This is a genomic window from Ruegeria sp. BG6 (assembly GCF_056538465.1).
This window is the reverse complement of sequence record NZ_JBQFTB010000002.1, coordinates 43,608-62,416: the sequence shown is the minus strand read 5'-3', so window position 1 is coordinate 62,416 and position 18,809 is coordinate 43,608. Positions and strand designations below refer to the sequence as shown.

Annotated in this window: 19 protein-coding genes; all 19 read right to left on the bottom strand. The window is 60.5% G+C overall.

Features of this window, described 5'->3' with window-relative positions; genetic code table 11:
* Positions 1-83: 83 nt before the first annotated feature.
* Positions 84-986 carry an FAD:protein FMN transferase gene (locus tag ACR0JW_RS05265; RefSeq protein WP_170614013.1) on the bottom strand — a complete coding sequence of 301 codons (903 nt, stop codon included), beginning with the start codon at positions 984-986 and terminating at the stop codon, positions 84-86.
* The gene (locus ACR0JW_RS05260; protein WP_170614012.1) at positions 983-1,498 is read right to left on the bottom strand and encodes a nitrous oxide reductase accessory protein NosL; all 516 of its coding nucleotides are present in this window, start codon (positions 1,496-1,498) and stop codon (positions 983-985) included. The genes ACR0JW_RS05265 and ACR0JW_RS05260 overlap by 4 nt, the downstream gene beginning before the upstream one ends.
* Positions 1,495-2,316: an ABC transporter permease gene (locus ACR0JW_RS05255; RefSeq protein ID WP_170619359.1), complete on the bottom strand. Its 822-nt coding sequence runs from the start codon at positions 2,314-2,316 to the stop codon at positions 1,495-1,497. Before ACR0JW_RS05255 ends, ACR0JW_RS05260 begins: the two co-directional genes overlap by 4 nt.
* A complete protein-coding gene (locus ACR0JW_RS05250) occupies positions 2,313-3,206 on the bottom strand; it encodes an ABC transporter ATP-binding protein (protein ID WP_170614010.1) in 894 nt (297 codons plus the stop codon). The genes ACR0JW_RS05255 and ACR0JW_RS05250 overlap by 4 nt, the downstream gene beginning before the upstream one ends.
* Complete coding sequence (locus ACR0JW_RS05245) at positions 3,196-4,452, bottom strand: nitrous oxide reductase family maturation protein NosD (RefSeq protein WP_170614009.1); 1,257 nt, start codon at positions 4,450-4,452, stop codon at positions 3,196-3,198. Before ACR0JW_RS05245 ends, ACR0JW_RS05250 begins: the two co-directional genes overlap by 11 nt.
* Positions 4,453-4,454: 2 nt before the next feature.
* Positions 4,455-6,362 carry a TAT-dependent nitrous-oxide reductase gene (gene nosZ, locus ACR0JW_RS05240; RefSeq protein WP_170614008.1) on the bottom strand — a complete coding sequence of 636 codons (1,908 nt, stop codon included), beginning with the start codon at positions 6,360-6,362 and terminating at the stop codon, positions 4,455-4,457.
* 16 nt (positions 6,363-6,378) lie between these two features.
* A complete protein-coding gene (locus ACR0JW_RS05235) occupies positions 6,379-8,556 on the bottom strand; it encodes a NosR/NirI family protein (protein WP_170678704.1) in 2,178 nt (725 codons plus the stop codon).
* Complete coding sequence (locus tag ACR0JW_RS05230) at positions 8,547-9,011, bottom strand: DUF2946 family protein (RefSeq protein ID WP_480713644.1); 465 nt, start codon at positions 9,009-9,011, stop codon at positions 8,547-8,549. The genes ACR0JW_RS05235 and ACR0JW_RS05230 overlap by 10 nt, the downstream gene beginning before the upstream one ends.
* An 89-nt stretch (positions 9,012-9,100) precedes the next feature.
* Complete coding sequence (locus tag ACR0JW_RS05225) at positions 9,101-9,262, bottom strand: hypothetical protein (RefSeq protein ID WP_480441058.1); 162 nt, start codon at positions 9,260-9,262, stop codon at positions 9,101-9,103.
* A gap of 58 nt (positions 9,263-9,320) precedes the next feature.
* Positions 9,321-10,844 carry a nitrite reductase gene (locus ACR0JW_RS05220; RefSeq protein ID WP_170678701.1) on the bottom strand — a complete coding sequence of 508 codons (1,524 nt, stop codon included), beginning with the start codon at positions 10,842-10,844 and terminating at the stop codon, positions 9,321-9,323.
* A gap of 76 nt (positions 10,845-10,920) precedes the next feature.
* The gene (gene nirJ, locus ACR0JW_RS05215) at positions 10,921-12,135 is read right to left on the bottom strand and encodes a heme d1 biosynthesis radical SAM protein NirJ (protein ID WP_170678698.1); all 1,215 of its coding nucleotides are present in this window, start codon (positions 12,133-12,135) and stop codon (positions 10,921-10,923) included.
* Positions 12,136-12,138: 3 nt separating this feature from the next.
* Complete coding sequence (gene ahbB / locus ACR0JW_RS05210) at positions 12,139-12,633, bottom strand: siroheme decarboxylase subunit beta (protein WP_170678696.1); 495 nt, start codon at positions 12,631-12,633, stop codon at positions 12,139-12,141.
* Complete coding sequence (locus tag ACR0JW_RS05205; RefSeq protein ID WP_170678695.1) at positions 12,630-13,079, bottom strand: Lrp/AsnC family transcriptional regulator; 450 nt, start codon at positions 13,077-13,079, stop codon at positions 12,630-12,632. The genes ahbB (ACR0JW_RS05210) and ACR0JW_RS05205 overlap by 4 nt, the downstream gene beginning before the upstream one ends.
* On the bottom strand, positions 13,076-14,065 hold the full coding sequence (gene ahbB, locus ACR0JW_RS05200; protein WP_170678693.1) for a siroheme decarboxylase subunit beta: 990 nt from the start codon (positions 14,063-14,065) through the stop codon (positions 13,076-13,078). Before ahbB (ACR0JW_RS05200) ends, ACR0JW_RS05205 begins: the two co-directional genes overlap by 4 nt.
* 3 nt (positions 14,066-14,068) lie before the next feature.
* On the bottom strand, positions 14,069-15,214 hold the full coding sequence (locus ACR0JW_RS05195; protein WP_170678691.1) for a cytochrome D1 domain-containing protein: 1,146 nt from the start codon (positions 15,212-15,214) through the stop codon (positions 14,069-14,071).
* Positions 15,211-15,498, bottom strand: coding sequence for a c-type cytochrome (locus ACR0JW_RS05190; protein WP_170825200.1), 288 nt, complete (start codon positions 15,496-15,498; stop codon positions 15,211-15,213). Before ACR0JW_RS05190 ends, ACR0JW_RS05195 begins: the two co-directional genes overlap by 4 nt.
* Positions 15,499-15,571: 73 nt before the next feature.
* The gene (gene cobA, locus ACR0JW_RS05185) at positions 15,572-16,333 is read right to left on the bottom strand and encodes a uroporphyrinogen-III C-methyltransferase (protein WP_170678689.1); all 762 of its coding nucleotides are present in this window, start codon (positions 16,331-16,333) and stop codon (positions 15,572-15,574) included.
* Between the two features lie 201 nt (positions 16,334-16,534).
* A complete protein-coding gene (locus tag ACR0JW_RS05180) occupies positions 16,535-16,942 on the bottom strand; it encodes a plastocyanin/azurin family copper-binding protein (protein WP_170678687.1) in 408 nt (135 codons plus the stop codon).
* A 53-nt stretch (positions 16,943-16,995) separates the two neighbouring features.
* Positions 16,996-18,783, bottom strand: coding sequence for a NapC/NirT family cytochrome c (locus tag ACR0JW_RS05175; RefSeq protein ID WP_170678685.1), 1,788 nt, complete (start codon positions 18,781-18,783; stop codon positions 16,996-16,998).
* Positions 18,784-18,809: the final 26 nt, after the last annotated feature.

The following is an 18,809-nucleotide window of genomic DNA, read 5'->3' as shown; positions in this document are numbered from 1 at the left end:
TGCCAGCGAAACATCCACTCTCACAGTGGTACAACACCTTCGGCCCTTTGCCAAAACTTTTGTGCCACAATCAAAAGTTGTGATCAGATCATCATCTCGATCCGACTTCCGGGAAAGCGGTCCAGCACGGTATCAACCCGCGTCTTTGGGATCAGGCAAAGGGCTGTGGAAAGACCATCTGCAATCGCCGCTCGGGGGGCAGAGACCGAGACGGCCCGGTGCAAGGGCTTGCTGCCGTCCGGGCTCAGGATGTGGCCCTGACCGTCCTTCAGAATCGTGCCTCCGGGTGCAGAAGTGGCAACCGCCCGGTCGCTGATCCCGATCCGTTTCAGAACCGCACCGTCTGGTCCGGCCAACCCGACACGCCAGTGGCGGCCATCCGCGTTGGCGCCTAGGGCTGCGATCTCGCCCATGTCCACCAAAACGTTCCCAAGGCCCATGGACCGCAACAGATCCGCAATACGATCTGTTACCGCCCCCTGCGCTATTCCGTTCAGGGTCAGAGCCGACACACCGGGTTGTGGCAGAAGAATATGATCTGCCGTGACTGTGACTTGGTGCCAGCCGACCAATTGCCGGGCCGAGCTGATCACGCTTTCATCGGCACCAGAGGCCAAGGCAAGCCACAGAGGTTGAACACTCGGATCAAACGCCCCACCCGATGCGTCATGCAGTGCCGCACACAGGCTGAGCACGTTCAGCAACTCCGGCGCAGGGGCGGTCAGCATCCCGTCGCGGTTCAACCTGCTCAACTCGGAATCCGGGCGATAGAGGCTGAAAATGTTCTCAAGCCTGTGCAGTTCCGCCTCGATGGCAGAGATCACAGGACGGGCCTCGTCATCGGTCAGACCGGACAATTGCAGGCTGGCACGCGCGCCCAGTGCGGTGCCGCGCCAATGGGCGACTGGGGCAGCCTTTGCTCCGGCGGGCAAGGCCATGCAAGCCGCGGAAATCGACAGGAAACGGCGACGGGACAAAACGGTCATACGGGGGTCTCCAGATTCAGGTCCAGATCGACGGGCCCCAGAACCTCGTCAGCCGGGATGTCGGACAGGGGCAGGGCGGTGCCGCCATACCGATTGATAAAGTCATCGGCGTCGGCGGGATCACCAAAAGGAACAACCTCGCGTGCGCCCATGCCGCCGGCGACGTTGGCCCCGACCACAAATGTCGCGCCGCCGGCGGCGATCCAGTTGGAGATACCGGGTTCCCGCCAGTTTACCGCGATGCCCATGTCACTGACATAGACGGCGGTGATCTTGGCATCGCGTTCAGGGCTTTTCAGATAGGCCACCATGTCGCGCACCTGCGCAAAAAAAAGCGGCGCGGGGTAGCCATCCAGATGGATCTGCCCCTTGGGCCCACCATGCTCGGCGATGTTCATCTGGCAAAAGAAACTCAGCGCATCCGGGGTCAGATCGACCGGATCGGGGACGACAGCGACCTCTTCCTTGCAGGCGGCCAGAGCAATCAGCGCAATCAGGCACAGGCGTTTCACGGCTCGACCCTCCGGAATGCCGCACGGGCAAGGGCAAAACCGATCAACGGCCAGAGCAGCAGCGACGCGGGTGCGGCCCAGACGGGCAGGGCCTGCGCTGCACCGGTCATGCCGGACGCCATAGCGACGCCTTCGGTCGCGGCGATGTTCCACAGACGGAATGCGTCGGCCGGGTTGGCCACCATCACCCATGGAAAGACGGATTGGGTGAAGGTGCCGCCCTTGTCCATGACGACGGCCCCCAACAGGCCCAGATCATAAAGGACGACAAATACCAGCCATAGCCCGGCCGACAGACCTGCCGCCGCCGTGGACCCCTTTGCCAGGGCGGACAGCAGGTATCCCAGCGCCAGAAAGACAGCGCCCAGAAGCATGGATGTAAGGATGAGGCGCGCCAGCGCCATCAGGCTTTCCGGGCCTGCGCCACCAAAGAAGGCGGCGACGGCGCCAGCGGTTCCGAAACCGACGGTCATGGCAAAGGCCAGGGCGGCCAGATGGGCGGTGAACTTGCCTAACAGGATTTCTCCGCGCCCCGCCGGGTAGGACAGCAGCAGCGACAGGCTGCCGCGGTCCACATCGCCTGCGATAGCGTCGAACGAGATCATCAGCGCCAGCAGCGGCGCCAGGTAGACTGAAAGCGTTGTCATCGAGGCGACCGAGACGGTCAGCATGTCAACGCCCAACGTGCCGGTCGGGGCGCTGCCTGCAAAGGTCAGGGCTAGCGCGAACAACACCATTATCAACGTTGCCACCAGCAGCCAGCGGTTGCGGCGCAGGATCAGCATCTCGGTGCGGGTGATGGCGAGGAAGCGGGTCATAGCCTCTCCTCCTGTGCATAATGGCGATAGAGGTCTTCCAGCTTGGGCGGGGTCATTTCCACATCCGCCACCGCGTCGCCCAACCCGGCGATTCGGCGCAGGGCCTCCATCTTGTCGTCAGATGTACAGAGCAACTCAACGGATGCGCCGTTGATCCGGTTGCCGCCCAGTTCGGCGGCAAGCGCTTCAGGGTTGGCGCTGGCGCGGACCCGCAGGCGTATCGGAAGTCCCGCCAGGGCGGACAGGTTGGTCAGCGTATCGTCGGCCACCATCCGGCCCTTGCGCATGATGGCAATGCGGTCGGTACGCGCCTCGACCTCGGTCAAAGCATGCGAGGCGATCAGGACCGCCGTGCCTTGCGCCGCCAGTTCGTCGATGATGGCGTAGAGATCCTGCCGAGAAATCGGATCCAACCCCGATGTCGGCTCGTCCAAGAGGGCCACTTTCGGCCTGCCCAGAAGAACCTGAGCCAGACCCAGACGCTGCCGCATCCCCTTGGAATAAGCGCCAATCCGGCGGTCGAGTGCATCGCTCAGGCCGACGCGTTCCAGCAGACCGGGCACATCGGCTTTGGCTCCGGACAGCTTGGCAAACAGCGTCAGTTGCTCGCGTCCGGTCAGGGCCGGGTGGAAGGAGACCGCTTCGGGCAGATAGGCCGTCTCGCGCCGAGCTTGTGCGCTGCCGGGGGCGGCATCCCCGATCCGAATGGCACCACCATGGATAGGTGTCAGTCCGAGAATGGATTTGATCAGGGTTGACTTGCCCGCACCGTTATGGCCCAGCAACGCGACGCGCTGGCCGGGGGCAAGTGACAGGGTGATATCGTCAAGAACGCGGGTTTTCCCTCGGTCCTTGAGTACATGGTCGATTGACAGGGCCTTATCCGTCATGAGGCACCTTTTTCATAGCTGGGGGTTCAGGGGCTTGCATTAGCGGGTTGCTGTCCATCACACCGCCCGGCAGCAGGGCCGGGAATGCAGATTGGGACCAGCGCACCAACTGCACGGCAGGCGAGCCGAGCAGCAATTTGGCTGAGGGTTGGGTCCACAGCACATGGTCCATCGAGTCATTGGGGCGATAGGGGGCATCGGCGATACCGTTGCCATCCACATCATACGCGGCGAAATCGGACCAGTAATTGCCGCGCCCTTCTTCTGACCACTCGACCCATTTGGTCGAAACGTATTTCACCTGTGTCCGGTTACCGACAAAGGCGTTGCCGACGATCCGATTGCGCTCGGACCCAGCGGTAAAGTGGATGCCGATGCCGCAACCTTGGAACCAGTTGTCGGTAAATTCGTTTTTGTTCGAGTTATAGAGGAAGGTGCATTTTTCCTTGGCACCTTTCACCACGTTTCCGGTGATAACGCTCTTGTTAGCGTAGTTCAGCATCACGCCATGTTCCCGGTCACTGATCGAGACATTGTTGGCGACGGTCACATTGGTCGTGAACATCACCGCATAGCCCAGATCGTTCCCGATTGAGACGTTGTCGCTGACCACCGAATTGTCGGCATACATGTAGTGCACGGCAAATCGAAGATCGCGGAACAAATTGCCCGTGAAGGTGTTCTTCTTGGACGAGTTCACAAAGATCCCATCGCGGCCGTAGCGAATGTCGTTGTCTTCCACCCGCGCGCCCGGCGCGTTCCAGACGTAGACTCCATTGCCACGGTCGTTCATCCGCTGGTCCAAACGCCCTTCGATCCGGTTACCACGCACGATGCTGTGCTTGGCCCCGTGAATGTCGACGCCATAAAGGTTGCCCAGCAATACGTTATCCTCGACCACTGGCGCATTGGCCGTTTTGGTCAGCTGGATGCCACTGTCGATTCCGTCATGGTCAGAACCCGAGCCGACCACCGTCAGCCCGCGTACCGTTACGCCCGGCCCGGTCACGGTAATGACGCTGCCGTCGCCTTGCCCGTCGATGGTGGCCTGGCCCTGCCCGTCGAGGGTAACGGGCCGGTCCAGAACCAGTGTTTCAAAGTATACGCCTGGGCTCAGGCGGAGGGTGTCTCCATCCGCCGCCTGCGCCAGTGTTTCGTTGATGGCCCCCGCCCGGTTGGGCACATCCCAGTCCGCCGCCCAAAGGGGCGAGCCGAGCAGGAGCGGTATGAGCAGGGACCAACGCATCGTTATGCGCTCCGCGGCTCAACAAACATCCGGCCGCGCATTTCCATGTGCAGCGCGTGGCAGAACCACTGGCAGTAATACCAGTGCACGCCCGGACGGTCGGCAATGAAGGTGACCGAGGCGGTGGCCTGAGGTGCGATCTCCATCGCGACGCCGAAGTTCGAAAGGCACAGACCGTGGGTCACATCATCCACGTCATCCAGGTTGGTGACATAGATGGTGACTTCATCGCCCTGCTTGACCGTGAACTTCTCCATGCTGAAAACGGGCGCGGTCGAGGTCATGTAAACGCGGACCTTGTTGCCGTCACGGATGGGTTCTTCGGCCCCTTCCTCCAGATCGACACCGTCTGCCGCGGCCTGCTGGCGCGCTTCTTCCCACATCGGGTCGTTGCGGTCCCAGACATTGACCGGGTTCACCTTCGACCGGTGCACGATGATCGAGTCGTGCGGTTCCGCAAAGGTCGGGCCGTCGTGGACCACTTTCATCTTGTCGCCCGAGATGTCGATCAGCTGCTCGTTCTCGGGCTTCAGCGGACCCACGTTCAGGAAGCGGTCTTTCGAGAACTTATTCATCGAAATCAGCCACTTGCCGTCCGCCTCGGCCGTTTCGCCCATCGAGGTCGAGTTATGGCCGGGCTGATAATGCACATCCACCTTGTCGACAATGGGATCGACGTCCGCACCTGCATAGGCTTCGATGGCCTTGGCGATGTCCCATTTCACCACCTGGCTGTCCAGGAACAAGGTGGTATAAGCGTTGCCCTTGCCGTCGAACGCGGTGTGAAGCGGGCCAAGGCCCAACTGCGGTTCAGCAACGATGGCGGAACGCGGATCGGCATTGTCAGCAAACAGCGCGTCGACTTTCTCCACATCGATCACGGACACTGTCGGCGACAGCTTACCGTTGATCATGATGTGTTTCTTGTCGGGCGCGGCGTTCACACCGTGCGGCGAGTTCGGGATCGGGATATAGCGGGTCAGGTTACCGCCAGCCTCTTTGCGGCCGTCCACGACCTTGACGCCGTTCAGTTCCTGATAGTTCCCGGCGGCCACGGCCTCTTCGATGCCCTTGAGGTTGAACACGACCACGTGGTCCAGCTCGTTCTCGGTCATCTCGGCCAGGTTCATACCCATTTCCGAGTTGTACGAGGTCGAGAAGGCGTATTTGCCCTGATAGTCGCAGTCAGTGTTGTCGAGGTTGCCCGACACCATCACCTGCCACGCGATCTCCATCGTGTCACCGTCGATGGCGGTGAAGATGTTCACGTATTGCGACGGATCGTCGAGGATCTGACCATCGTTCACCAGCGGCGCTTCATGCTCACCATTGGCAAAGACGTAGCCGGTGCGCGGGTATTTCTGCGGACGCAGGCCGTGGATGTCGTGCGCGTTCGGGATCTCGATGATCTTGTCGCATTTCATCACGTCACAGCGCACGCGGGCCACGCGGGTGTTAGCCTTGTCATTCATGAACAGATAGCGGCCGTCATAGGTGCCATCGGTGAAGGACATGTGCGGGTGGTGCAGGTCGCCGTTGTCGTAGGTCACCTTGCCGTTTGCGGCCAGGAATTCCTTGGTTTCGGGCAGCAGGCCCTCGGTCAGGATTTTCAGCGACTCGTTGGTCTGACCCCAGCCCGTGGCCGAGCAGCGGTTGAACACCGGAACCCGCATCAGTTCGCGCATGGACGGCACGCCCATAATGCGCAGTTCACCGGTCTGGCCCGAAGACCAGAAGCCGTAATACTCGTCCAGTTCACCCGGCTCCAGCGCGGCATTGGCGGCAGCACTGGCTTGCTTGGCCGTCATCAGGGTCGAGCCCAGGCCGGTCCCGGCAATCACCGCGCCGGTGGCGGTTGCCCCCAGCATCCCGCGGCGTGTGATGTTCAGTTTGTTTTCATTGTCCGACATGATCGTTCCTCCTTTTTTAGGAAACGGATTGCGGTTTGGCGTTCGGATGGTTCGCCGGTGGTTGTCCGAGAGGGGTCTTGAGGTTGACCGACCCTGTCTTGGCCCGCCGTTTTAGCTGGCGGATAACGACGGGACATTTCGTCTCGGACTGATAGAGCACCTGGCAATGCAGACAGGTGACGCACTCGTTCGGGTTGATCTCACCTGTGGGGTGGATCGCCTGAACGGGGCATTCGTTGGCGCAGGTCTGACAGGGGCTGCCGCAATCGGGGTAACGGCGCAGCCAATCGAACATGCGGATACGGGCAGGGATCGCCAGCGCTCCGCCCAGCGGGCAGAGGTAGCGGCAGTAGAACCGTTCGATGAACAGCCCGATCCCCAACAGGGTCAGCGCAAAGACCACAAAGGGCCAGTCACGCATGAATTTCAGAATGATCGCGGTCTTGAACGGCTCGACCTCGGCGTATTTCTCGGCCAGCGGGATCGAGACAAAGCTGATGCCGAAGAGAACGAGGAAGATCATGTACTTCGCAGGCCAAAGCCGTTCGTTCAGGCCCCAAGGCAGGGTCCATTGCGGAACCTTCAACGCGCGCGCGATCTTGTTGGTCAGCTCCTGTAGTGCACCAAACGGGCACAGCCAGCCGCAATAGGCCCCGCGCCCCCAGAACAGCAGCGCAGCGGCGACAGCGAACCACTGAATGAAGACCAGCGGGTCCAGCAGGAACGCGTCCCAGGAAAACCCGGTCCGCAGGCTTCCGGCCAGTGCCATCAGATTCACCACGCTCAACTGCGCATTGGCGTACCAGCCGATGAAGAACAGCGTCATGGTCAGGTATCCGATGCGGAACCAGTAAAAGACGCGCGCGTTCATGGTGGCGTGGAACTGGAAGAAGAAAGTCGCGGTCAGCACCAGCAGCATGACGATCAGAACGCCGATCTCGACGGTGCGGTCCTTCCAGATACGCTGCCACAGGGCGGCCTTGGCAGCGGCCTCGCCGGTGGCATCATCGACGACAACAGGAGCCGCGACAGGCAGCAGGTACTGTTCCGGCAACTTGTAGCCCAGGTCGAAGGTCAGAAAGGTTTTTTCGACCGCACCCACGGCGCGCTGCACCAGCAGTTGCAGTCGGAAGGGTGCGGCGGGGTCAAACTCGGCGTCGGCCGGTATCTTGAAGATGTCCAGCTCAGTGAAACTGGGCGCGTCAGGGGCTGCAACTTCCCCCAATCGCCGTTGTTGACGGTCGAAAAAGCGGACCGATCTGTCACCCTGGATCAATTGAATACGGTCAAAGATGCCGCCACGCACATAGCCCGAGCCTTTGAAACTATAGGCGCCGCGCCCCAGTACCAGAATGGCCTGCTCGCCTTCGTCCAGCCAGTTGATCAGGTTCTGGTATTCAGCCTCACCCAGCAGCGACTTACCGATGGACGGCACCGAAACCAGTGCCACGTGCATGTCGATGAAGGTATCATCGGGCTCGCCGGGTTCGGGGCGTTTGATGGCGCGCTGATCTCCGGTGGCCTCGAAGGCGGCATTCACCTGGCCGATATCCAGCGTCATCCGCCGGACCGAACCGTCGCCCGAAAGTGTCGTCCAGTCGAAAACAGCATCCTGCGCCATGTCGACTTCGCGTTTCGGTCCATCGGCCTTTACCGGAGACAGTCCACCCAGCCCCAGCGCGCGCGCCACTTTGATACCACCACGCACAAGGCTGTCGTCGATCACCATGATCGTCACGGTCGCGCCCGAGATGATGTCCAGGTCATGCCCTTCACCGCCGGTTTCGGCCTCACGCTTGAGGTCCAGGCCGGCATAGCCTTCGGTCAGCTCGACCATGCGCGAATTGGGGATGCCGATCAGAACGATCGGTTCCGAGTGTTTGACCAGTTTCACACCGGTCAGAACCGCGTCACTGTCGATGGCCGCCACCACGTGAATGGGTTTGCCGGAATAACCGGTGGTGCCGACGAAGTCAGATGTCAGGAAAGCCCAGGCAACCGTTTCCCCCCCCTTCAAAACCGGGGCAACGGGTATGTCATCGCGGACCGGACCAAAGGTATCGGCTTCTGGAACCAGATCGGCAGGAGCAATTTCGGGCAGAAAGCTGGCGAGGCTGTCGGCATGCGCGCTGATCGCCATCAGGCAGGACAGGGTGAAGGCCAGCAGGAAATGGATTGCGCGACTTACGACCATGGCGCACCTCCGATTACTTGGGTGGATGCCATGGACGCGCGCAGGGCGCGTTCAGATTCTTCTTTGGTCAAATACGGGGGACCCCGGGTTTCGGGCCATAGCCATTTCGGGCTGTGCAAATCGCACAGGCTCTGGTTCGCAACGTGTACAAGCCGCACATCTCCGGCCTGCGCGACAAGCGGCAGGTCTGGCAGCGGCGCTGCCGTCGTCACTGCGCAAAGCGCACAATCGGCGCATTTCGGACAGGGCGCGGTCGGGTCGTCGGTATCTTCTTCCAGATCAACCTCAACCCAGACCGCCCCTGCCTCCGAGCAGATCTCGATCCACATGCTGTCGCCGGAACTCGCCAGTGCCGGGCCAAGCATTTGTAACAGCAACAGGAATATGCCCACCAAACCGCACACCGCGCGGGACACGCGATCAAACAGGCTATGCGGAGGGCGGAAGGTGGGCATTGAGAATCCAACTCGGCGTTCTTTCCCGAACCCTATGGGATTCTCTCAAGCAGAAACTTGACTTAGGTCAGGTCCGAGAAAATTTGCACCTATTCATCGGCCTCATCCATCAATCCGCGCAGCCAGCGCCCGGCCAGCCATGTCGCTGGAATCCCTAAAGGAATCGACCAAAGGATCGCCGGAACTGGTTCAATCGCGCCGAACCCGGCGCTGTGCAGGATCAGGCCAAGCAAAAACAGGTTGATGGCCACGGTCAGTGCCGTGGCCGGGTACAGCAGTATGGCCAGTTTCCAAACCGGCCATCTGCCCTCAGTGGCTGGTGCCTTCCGAGAAGGTGATCTTGTTCCAGACATTGTATTTCCCCGAAGGTTTGCGCATCGGCAGACGGCGAACTTCCTCCAGCGTCTGCGCATCATATACGATCACCGCGCCGTCATCCTCCCAGATCGAAACCAACGCATGGCTGCCGTCCTTGGTAAATTCCACGTGGGCCACGGTTTCGCCCGGAGCAGGTCGCAGAGTCTTTATGATTTCAAGGCTTTGCTTGTCGATGACATGCATCGCGTCCTTGTTGGGTCCAAAGAACACGTCGGCCCAGACGTAGGGTGAGTTCTCATGGCTGCGCATGAAGAACCCGGGCCCTTCGGTCTTTATCCGCTTGACGGTTTCCCATGTCTGCATATCGATCACCGACACGGTGCCATCGGTCAAATGTGGAGTGGCCATCACGGTTGTATCACCGTGCTGCCAAGTGATGCCCGACCCCAGATGCGGCATCCCCGGCAGGTCCAGATCGGCCACTTTCTGACCGATGACCAGGTCGATCACCTGCCCGCCTTTACCATCGCGGGACGCACCCATGACGTATTCGTAGCTCTGATCGAAAAAGAAGTCGTCCAGGTAGTCCGGCGTCGTGATCTTGCGCACCGGGAAGGGGTCAGGGTTCTTGAACTGCCCTTCGATGCGGAAGTCATGACCCAGCCCGGATTGCGGCGGGTTGGCGCCATAAAAGACCTCCCATATCTCGGGCACATCTTTCAGCGCCAGAACAAAACTCTCGCGCGGCGGAGCCTGATACACTGCCGAAACACGACTGCCCTTGCCCTTCTTGCCTTTGATCTCGATGACCTTGGCAACCGACAGATCCTCTGTCGACAACAAGGTCAGGGTGTTGGGCAGGTAATTTGCCACGGCCACCCATTTGCCATCGCCTGACATAGCGATGTTACGGCTGTTCAGGCCGGCGCGCACACGACCCACCTGTTTCAACGCCCAGATGTCATACTTCTGCACCCAGCCATCGCGCGACATGATGAAGACATATCGCCCGTCGGGGCTGAACTTTGGCCCGCCATGCACGGCAAAGGGTGTCTCGAACCGGTCGAGAACCTCGAAAGTGTCACCATCCAGAACGCTGACATGGTGATCGCCAGTTTCAACGACCAGCGTGATGTTCATGGGGTCACTGTCCCAGACAGGGGCATCAACCGATGTGTAATCCTCGTCCAGAGCACGGCTGGCCATAATCTCGGCCTCACCCCATTCCGGGTCGGTCTCCAGCGGCGATTTCAGCCAACCTGCCAATTCCTCGATCTGCAAGGCGTCAAGATCATGCGAAAACCCCGGCATCTGTGTCGCCGCCCGCCCTTCGGCAATTACTGCGGCAACACGGGGGCCGCGCATGCGTTTCAAGGTCTCGGGGATCAGCGCCGGACCCACACCGCCCAGACGGCTCTCACCGTGGCACGATGCGCAATGCTCGGCATAGTCCGAAGGCGCATCCGCCCAGGCCACCCCGACACTGAGGATCGAACACAAGACCCCGATCTTCATCTTTTTACAAATACTCCCGCCGGAGGCTCCAGAACTCACCACCCGCACAGGTGCTGGGTGAACAGAACGCCCATTATCAAAAGAACTGATGCGCCGGATCATGACGTTTCCCCCGGAACGGCGTGACCTGCAGACGTTCGCCCGCGTCGTCCACGCCGATTTCTTGATTTGACAGATAGCAGGCCGGATCTTCGGCCCAGGGATCGCCGGTCAGTTGCAAGGCCCGAATGCGGGTGTTGCCGCCGCACACATCCTTCAGCTGACAGGCGCCACAGCGCCCTTTCAGCGGGCGGGGGCGGGTGCGCAGCATAGCCAGCATCGGGTCATCGCTGGTCCAAAGCTCTGAGAACGATTTTGTCTTCACATTGCCGACCGTGTAGTCCGACCAATAAGTGTCGGGATGCACGCGACCGAGATTGTCGATATTGGCAACACCCAGACCGCTGGAGTTGCCACCCCATGCGGCAAGATGTTCGCGCACATGCGCCTCTTTCTCTGCATCGAAACGCGAACGTACCCAGTTCAGAAAATACCCGGCATCCGCGTCGTTGTTGCCGGTGACGATATCCAGCGGTCGCCCTCCAGAGGCCGCCTCCCATGCGCGCTCCAACAACAGGTCCAATCCCTTGCGGGTGCGCAGATGCTCGGCATCCTCGCCCCGGTTCTTGTCGCCACGTCCGGCATAGACCAGGTGGGACAGATAAAACTTGTCCACTCCCTCGTCGTCACACAGTTTCAGCAGGTCGGGCAGGTGATGCTGGGTCCCTTCGGTCAGGCAAAAACGCAGACCAACCTTGATGCCGCGTTTCTTGCATTCACGTACGCCGCGCAGGGCGTCGGCAAAAGCACCCTTGACCCCACGGAACCAATCGTTCGTGGCCCCGATCCCGTCCAGCGAGATGCCGACATAGCTGAACCCCACATCGGCGATCATGTCGGCAGTTTCATCGTAGATCCGCGTGCCATTGGTCGACAGCGCCAGCATCGGCACCAGATCGCGGGCGCGTTTGGCGATGTCGAAGAAATCGAACCGGTCCAGCGGCTCCCCACCCGAGAGGATCAGGGCCGGGACGCGAAACTGGCCCAGATCCTCAAGGGTAACCATGGCTTGCTCGTGGCTGAGCTCACCCGGGAAGGCCACATCCGCGGAAACGGTGTAGCAATGGCGGCACTTCAGGTTGCAGCGCCGTGTCAGGTTCCAGATCACCACCGGCATTACCGGACCCGGACGCCGTTTGCGCACCGGCGTCGGATTGACCAGTTGATGCATGTATTCGGTCAGGCGGAACATGTTTCAGCCTTTCAATTGCTCTTTGGACTTCAGACGCAGCCCGGTTTTTTTCAGGATGCGCGTGGAATAAAGGATGTCTTTGGCGCGGCAGGCGTCGCCCAGAATGGCGGTGATTTCTGCCCGCTTTTCTTCGACCTCGGTCCGGTCCGAACCATGGACCATGGCAAAAAGGTTATAGGGCCAGTCGGGCAGGGCGCGCGGGCGTTCATAACAGTGCGTGACAAAAGGCAGCGCGCCGATTTCTGCGCCCAGTTCGGCAACACGGCCGTCGTCCACATCCCATACGGTCATCCCGTTCGACGTCATGCCCAGCTTGTAGTGGTTGGGCGCTGCGGCGATGCGGCGGATCACCCCGCGCGATTTCAGACCCGCAAGCCGAGAAAGCAAGGCGTCTTCGTCCATGCCCAGGGTTTCGGCCACACTGGCATAGGGGGCAGGGACCAGCGGCAGGCCGCCTTGCAATGCCTCAATGATCTCTCTGTCTTGTGCGTCGATCATGCCGCCACCCGGAAGCCGATAAAAAATTCCTGTAGTTTGGGGAACTGCAGGACGGCGATCCCGGTTTCCCGTTCGATTGCCTCGGCTGCTGTTGCGATCCCTTCAGGGGTTTCGGTCGCCAGAACGAACCACATGTTCAGCCGGTGCGTACGTTCATAATTATGAGCCACCTCGGGGTGTGCATTGACTTTGGTCAGGACGGTTTCGAAATTCTCGGGCTCGACGGCCATGGCACAGAGGCAAAAAGCCCCACCCATGGCGGCTGCGTCGAAGAACGGGCCAAACCGCGTGATCACGCGGTCTTTCTTCATCCGGGACAGGCGATTCAGCAAGTCGCTTTCAGATATGTTCAACGCGCCTGCCACGGCGGCGTAGGGGTTCGGCACCAATGGCAGGTCCTCCTGCATCCGGTTCAGGATTCTGCGATCAATTGCGTCGAGTGTCATGCGGCGGACTCCTTCGGTTGGATCAGCGCGCCGGTCTGTTTGAAGCAGCGGGTCGAAAACAGAACCTTGTGCCGCGCACCGGTCAGCTCTTGAAGCTCGGTCGCGCCAGCCAGCACCTCATACGCTTCACTCCGCGAGCGAGCGTGAATCATGGAATAGAGCCGATAGGGCCACACCCCCTCGACCGGGTTGCGTTCGTAACACAGGGTGATCCCGGGATGGGCTGCCAAGGCCGGACCAGCGGTGTCAATCTGATCGGCGGGAAGGTCCCAGACAACCATCGCGTTGGCAGACCATCCCAGCGCACGGTGACGAACGATGACGCCCAAACGCGAGATGATGCCCGCCTCGTGCAGGCAGCGAATGCGCGTCATTACATCTTCGGGCTCCCGACCCAGCGACCGGGCCATCGCCGCGTAAGGGTCACCGACAAGTGACAGGCCCGAGCTCAGTGACTGGAGCAAATCACGGTCACCGTCCTGCATGGCCGACCGGTCGATCCGACGCGCGCTGGGAACGCGTCGCGCGCCACCGGACATGCGGAACCCCAGATCCACATTGAAGGGGCGCACCAACCGCAGGTCGAGAACGCGAAGCCCGGTTTTTTTTCTGATCCGGGCCAGCGTGTTGTCGACATGTGCGCGATCCGGCCCGGTGGCGACGAACCAGAGGTTCCAATCATCTTCCCGCTGATAGTTATGGTTCACGCCCGGTTCCGCGTCGATCAGGGCAGCAATCTTTTCAATGCGGTGCTCAGGTGCCGCAACCGCAGCCAGCGTGCTTGCGGAAACCGCGCCGGGCGCGATGGTCGCCCCGACACGCGTGATCCGGCCTGCCGCCCGCATGCGGGCCAGCCGGTCGATCACATCGGCCTCGCTGAGCTTCAGTGTGTCGGCCACAACTTGGAAAGGGCGTTCGGTGACTGGAAAGTTGCGCTGGAAATCATCCAGAAGGTGGCGATCGATCGGGTCGGTGATATGGCACATGGGTTACAGGCCTGTTCTGTGCGCGCGGGCGGTGAAGAAGATGCCCGATGGGCTGTCCGCTTCGATTTCACGCATTTTTTCAAATGTTTGCGTGTCGTAGATCATGACCTTGTTGGCATCCCGGACGCTGATCCAGACCTCATGACCGCGCGGCGTGAACTCCATATGCAGTACGGCGGGGCCGGGTTTGAATTCGTGGATGATGTCCTTGCTGACACTGTCGATGACCTGGATCGTGTCGTTCAGCGGGTGGGCGAAGTTGACCCAGACTTGCCGCCCGTCGGGCCGCGCCATTGCAAAGACCGGCTGGCCATGGGTTTGGGTACGCCCGGTCTCGGTCAGGGTATCGGCGTTGATCCACAAGACCTCGTGGTGGCCGACAGCGGGCAGAACGAATTCACGACCGGTCAGCGCCCAACCTTCAAGATGGGGCATCTTGTAGACGGGCATCTCTTCTTGCCCGCGCCCGTAGTCGGGCAGCACGCGGATGGGTTCCGGGGTGTCAGCCCAGAGGTCCAACGCCGTTAAGCCATCCTCGCCAAACAGGCCTGTGATATAGGTCCGGCCATTTGCGGTTATCAAAGCGTCGTAGGGGTTTTCACCCATGTCGGGGATTTTGGTGAGTGCCGGCGTACCTGAGGAAAAATTGGCAATCCAAGTCTCACCCGTGTCCCACATGGTGAACACGAACCGCCGACCGGGCGCGTCAACCAGGCCGATGGTTTTGCTGCCGGTCGGAATGTCCGCGACCATTTCAAGCGTATCGGCATCGAATACGCGCACGCCGCCGGGTTCATAGTTGGACACTGCAACCAGCGAACCATCGTCTGAGATTGCGCCGCCGATGGCGTTGCCCGCCTGTACAACACGATTGGCAATCTGGCGGGTGACGATGTCGACCTTGGTCAGACCTCCATCGCGGCCGAACACGTAGGCGAAACGTTCGTCGGGCGAATAGACCAGCGACGCATGAGACAGATCGCCCAGGCCTTCGATCCGGGCCAGCGCCGTGCGCTCGGATTGATCGACCAGCAGAACTGAACCCTGTGCCCGTTCGATCACCAGCCCGAGGTCGCCGGTGGCGGTGGGTTCCGCCTGCGCAGTGGACATCATAAGGGTTGCGGCAAGGCCGAGTATGAGCTGTTTCATTGTGCCTCCGGTTCCAGCAGGTAACGGGCGATCCACTCGGCCTCTTCTTCCGTGATCAAGGGGCGCCAGGGCGGCATCGCGGTGTCCGGGATTCCGTCAAGGATGACGCCGGTCAAAACTTCGGCGTCGTAATGTGCAAGAGTTCCCGCACGCAAATCGGGGCCCAGACCCCCCTTCAAAGACAACCCGTGGCACGATCCGCAATCCTGATGGACAAGCCGCTTCAGAGCGTTGGGGTCCAGCGTATCGGCGGCAATTGCCGAGGTTGCCACCAGCACGGCCATGGTCAGGACGGTGCGCCCGGCCCATCCTGACTGCGGATTGTTGCAGGCCGGCGCGGTATTTTGGCGACCTAGCCTAGCCATGAGCCTGTTCCAATAACTCAGCCACGGGTCGCTCGGAATATAGCGAAACGACCTGACCGATGATGAACAGGGTAGGGGCCGCAAGTTCCGCCTGACGCACATCCGCAGCCAACCGATCCAGCCGGGAAACAAGGCGGCGTTCTGCGCGGGTGGTGGCCTTGGCGACGGCCAGAACAGGGGTCGATCCGGGCAGGTTCTCGGTCATCAGACCCATGGCGATCTGACCGATATTGGCAACGCCCATATAAACCACCAGCGTCGAATCCGGGTCGGCCAGACGTTTCCAATCCAGATCCAGAACCTTGTCTGCCTGCCGGTGCCCGGTGACATATTGGACTGAGGTCGCAAGCCCGCGATGTGTCAGTGGTACGCCGGTGGAACAAGACGCACCTTGTGCCGCTGTAATTCCGGGCGCGTATTCGACCTCGACGCCGTGGTCCATCAGATAGGCGGCCTCTTCCGAACCGCGGCCAAAAATCATCGGGTCGCCGCCTTTCAGGCGCGCCACGGCATGGCCGGCGCGGGCCTCTTCCAACAGGATTTCGTTGATGCGGTCTTGCGGGACAGTGTGGCATTTCGGGGCTTTGCCGACAGGGATCAGTCGCGCCCCTTCGGCGTGCATGGCAAGGATTTCGTCAGAGACCAATCGGTCATAGACCACCACATCCGCCTGTTGCAGCATCCGTAGGGCGCGCAGGGTCATCAGCTCCGGATCACCCGGTCCGGCACCAATCAGAAAAACCTTACCGCTCATGTGCAAACTCACTTGTCCTGAATGTCGTCGGAACCCGGTGTTTCCTGTGCGAATCCAGTGTGATTACGGGACGTTGCTGGGTGAACCGGGCGTGTCATGACGGCAGGTTGGCGCATTCACGGTTCAACCTCCTTGACATAAGTTAAGGAGCGCGGGATTTGCATCCGCGCTCCTTACTTCTGCCCGTATGTCTGCTTCTGCTCAGGGATCTACTGTGATCATTCCGATCATGTTCTGTGTCTCCCAATGTGGACCGCACAGATAGTCCTGCGGCCCCGGGGTGAGGAAGGTCAGATCAACCGTTTCCTCGGGAAACAGCCGGTCGCTTTCAGGTTCGCTGCCGTCTTTCAGCAAAACGCTGTGGCTGGTGCGTTTGTCCACGTTCACCCAGCGGACCGTGGTTCCTGCTTTGACCGTCAGTTCGGCAGGGCAGAAATTGTATTTGTACATCAACACAACTTCGGCGTCCTCAACGGCTGACGATGGTTGGTCGAACAATTCGACATAACGTTCTTCGGCCTCGGCGCAGATTGCGGCTGTCTCTTCGTCGGCCGCAAGAACCGGTGATGCCAGAAACAAAAGTGCAGGAAGAAGTCGTTGGGTTTTCATGATCCAATCTCCTTTCTGAAAGGATTGGGGCCGGATCTTCCGGCCCCAATCCGTTACTGTTTCACCACGTTGATATTTGCGCTGTCGTCGTCCAGCGCGAGGCTGGTGTTCAGCGTCACATGGTGGAACCTCGCACTGGCATAGTCATCGTGGATTGCAAAGCCGACCGTATAGGTCTGCCCGGGTTCCAGCGGGACATCACCCGGCGCACCGGAGTTCAACGACCGCGTGAACACGACAGTCCACGTTCCGCCGGAAAGCTCGGCCGAGGCGGCGATTTCACCGTCATTGACCACGCGCTGATCCAGCAGATAGCCGTTGGTGGCACTGCCATCGGCATAGACCCGCATCAGGTCAAGATAGGTGCCGTCGGCCAGGTATTGCTCAATCTGCTCGGCAGACTGCAGCTTGTCCCAACCACCCAGGGGCTTGCCACCGCGGCCTTTGACCTCAACCTCGGTGCGGCTTTCGCTGATGTATTTGGTCACTGTGTCCTGCGCGGTCAGCCGTCCCGTAACATCACCATTGGCGGCAATGGCATCCGCACCCGGGTCAAAGGGCATGTAGCTGTTGTCGGCGTGACAGGAAGCCCAGCAACCCACTTGATCACCCAGTTCAATATCTGTTCCGGTGATCATCATGGCGACCTTGATCTGGTTGTCGGGGTCCATTTTGCCGCCATCAACGAACGGGGCAGGGCTATGGCCCGCATCCGGCCATTGCAGGCGGATATAGAGGTTTTCATCGTCATGCGCCGCCTGAACGGTTGCGTCGATCACCCCACGTTTGCCCGGGATCGGGGTCGGTTCCAGTTCGCCACCGGCAACGATCTTGTTTCCGATGGTGTCCAGTTCCTTGGCGTGACAGGTCGAACACTGATCGCCCCCCTTGGTCAGCGGACGGGCACCGCCGTGGGTCTTGCCGTTTTGCACCCATTCGAAGGACGCCTGACCGGGGTAGAACAGTTTCAGGTCCGCACTGGCCACGGCATTCCAGTCGATGTTCGAAGCGACGTCGCTGCCACCGCCGCCCGCAGGCGCGGCCGAGGCCTCTCCCGCAGCGTTGGCGCGTTCTTCCGCCACAGCAGCGTCAACAGCGGCCGCAATCTGGGCCTGAACAGCCTCTTGCTGGGCTTGTTTGGCGGCTTTTTCCGCGTCGGCCTCGGCGGCCTCCAAGGCTTCGATCTTCTCGAGGCTGGCCAGATATTCTGGCGGGATCGGCCGGACAAACGCAGGGTTCGGGGCTTCCAACTCTTCCAGATACTCGTCGGTTGCACGGTCCCGGATGTTCGAGTGCGCAATCCCCTTGTGGCAATCGATACAGGTCTGACCGGTTTCCATCGCGTTCAGGTGTTGCTGACGGGCGCGGGGTTTCTGGAATTCGGGCATCATCGATTCGAAATCGTGGCAGTTACGGCACTCGCGCGAGTCGGTAGCCTTCATCCGCTCCCATTCGTTCATCGCCAGATGGATGCGTTTGGCTTCGAATTTCTCTGGGGTGCTGATGGTCCCGACCATTTTGCCATAAAGCTCTTTGGAGGCCTGGATTTTGCGGATGATCTTGTGGGTCCAGTCCTTGGGCACGTGGCAGTCTGAACAGACCGCGCCCACGCCGGAACGGTTCACATCGTGGATCGTGCCGGTGTATTCGGTGTATATATAATCGCGCATCTCGTGACACGAGACACAGAACTTCTCGGTGTTGGTCGCTTCCATGGCAGTGTTGAAGCCGCCCCAGAAGATGATGCCTGCAGCAAAAGCGGCAGCGAGACCGGCCACGGGCATTCCCCACAGGAAATACCGGCGCCAGATCGGTGGTTTTTTATCCGGTTCGGAGGTCATATCCGTGCTCCGTTATGGCTGTCTTG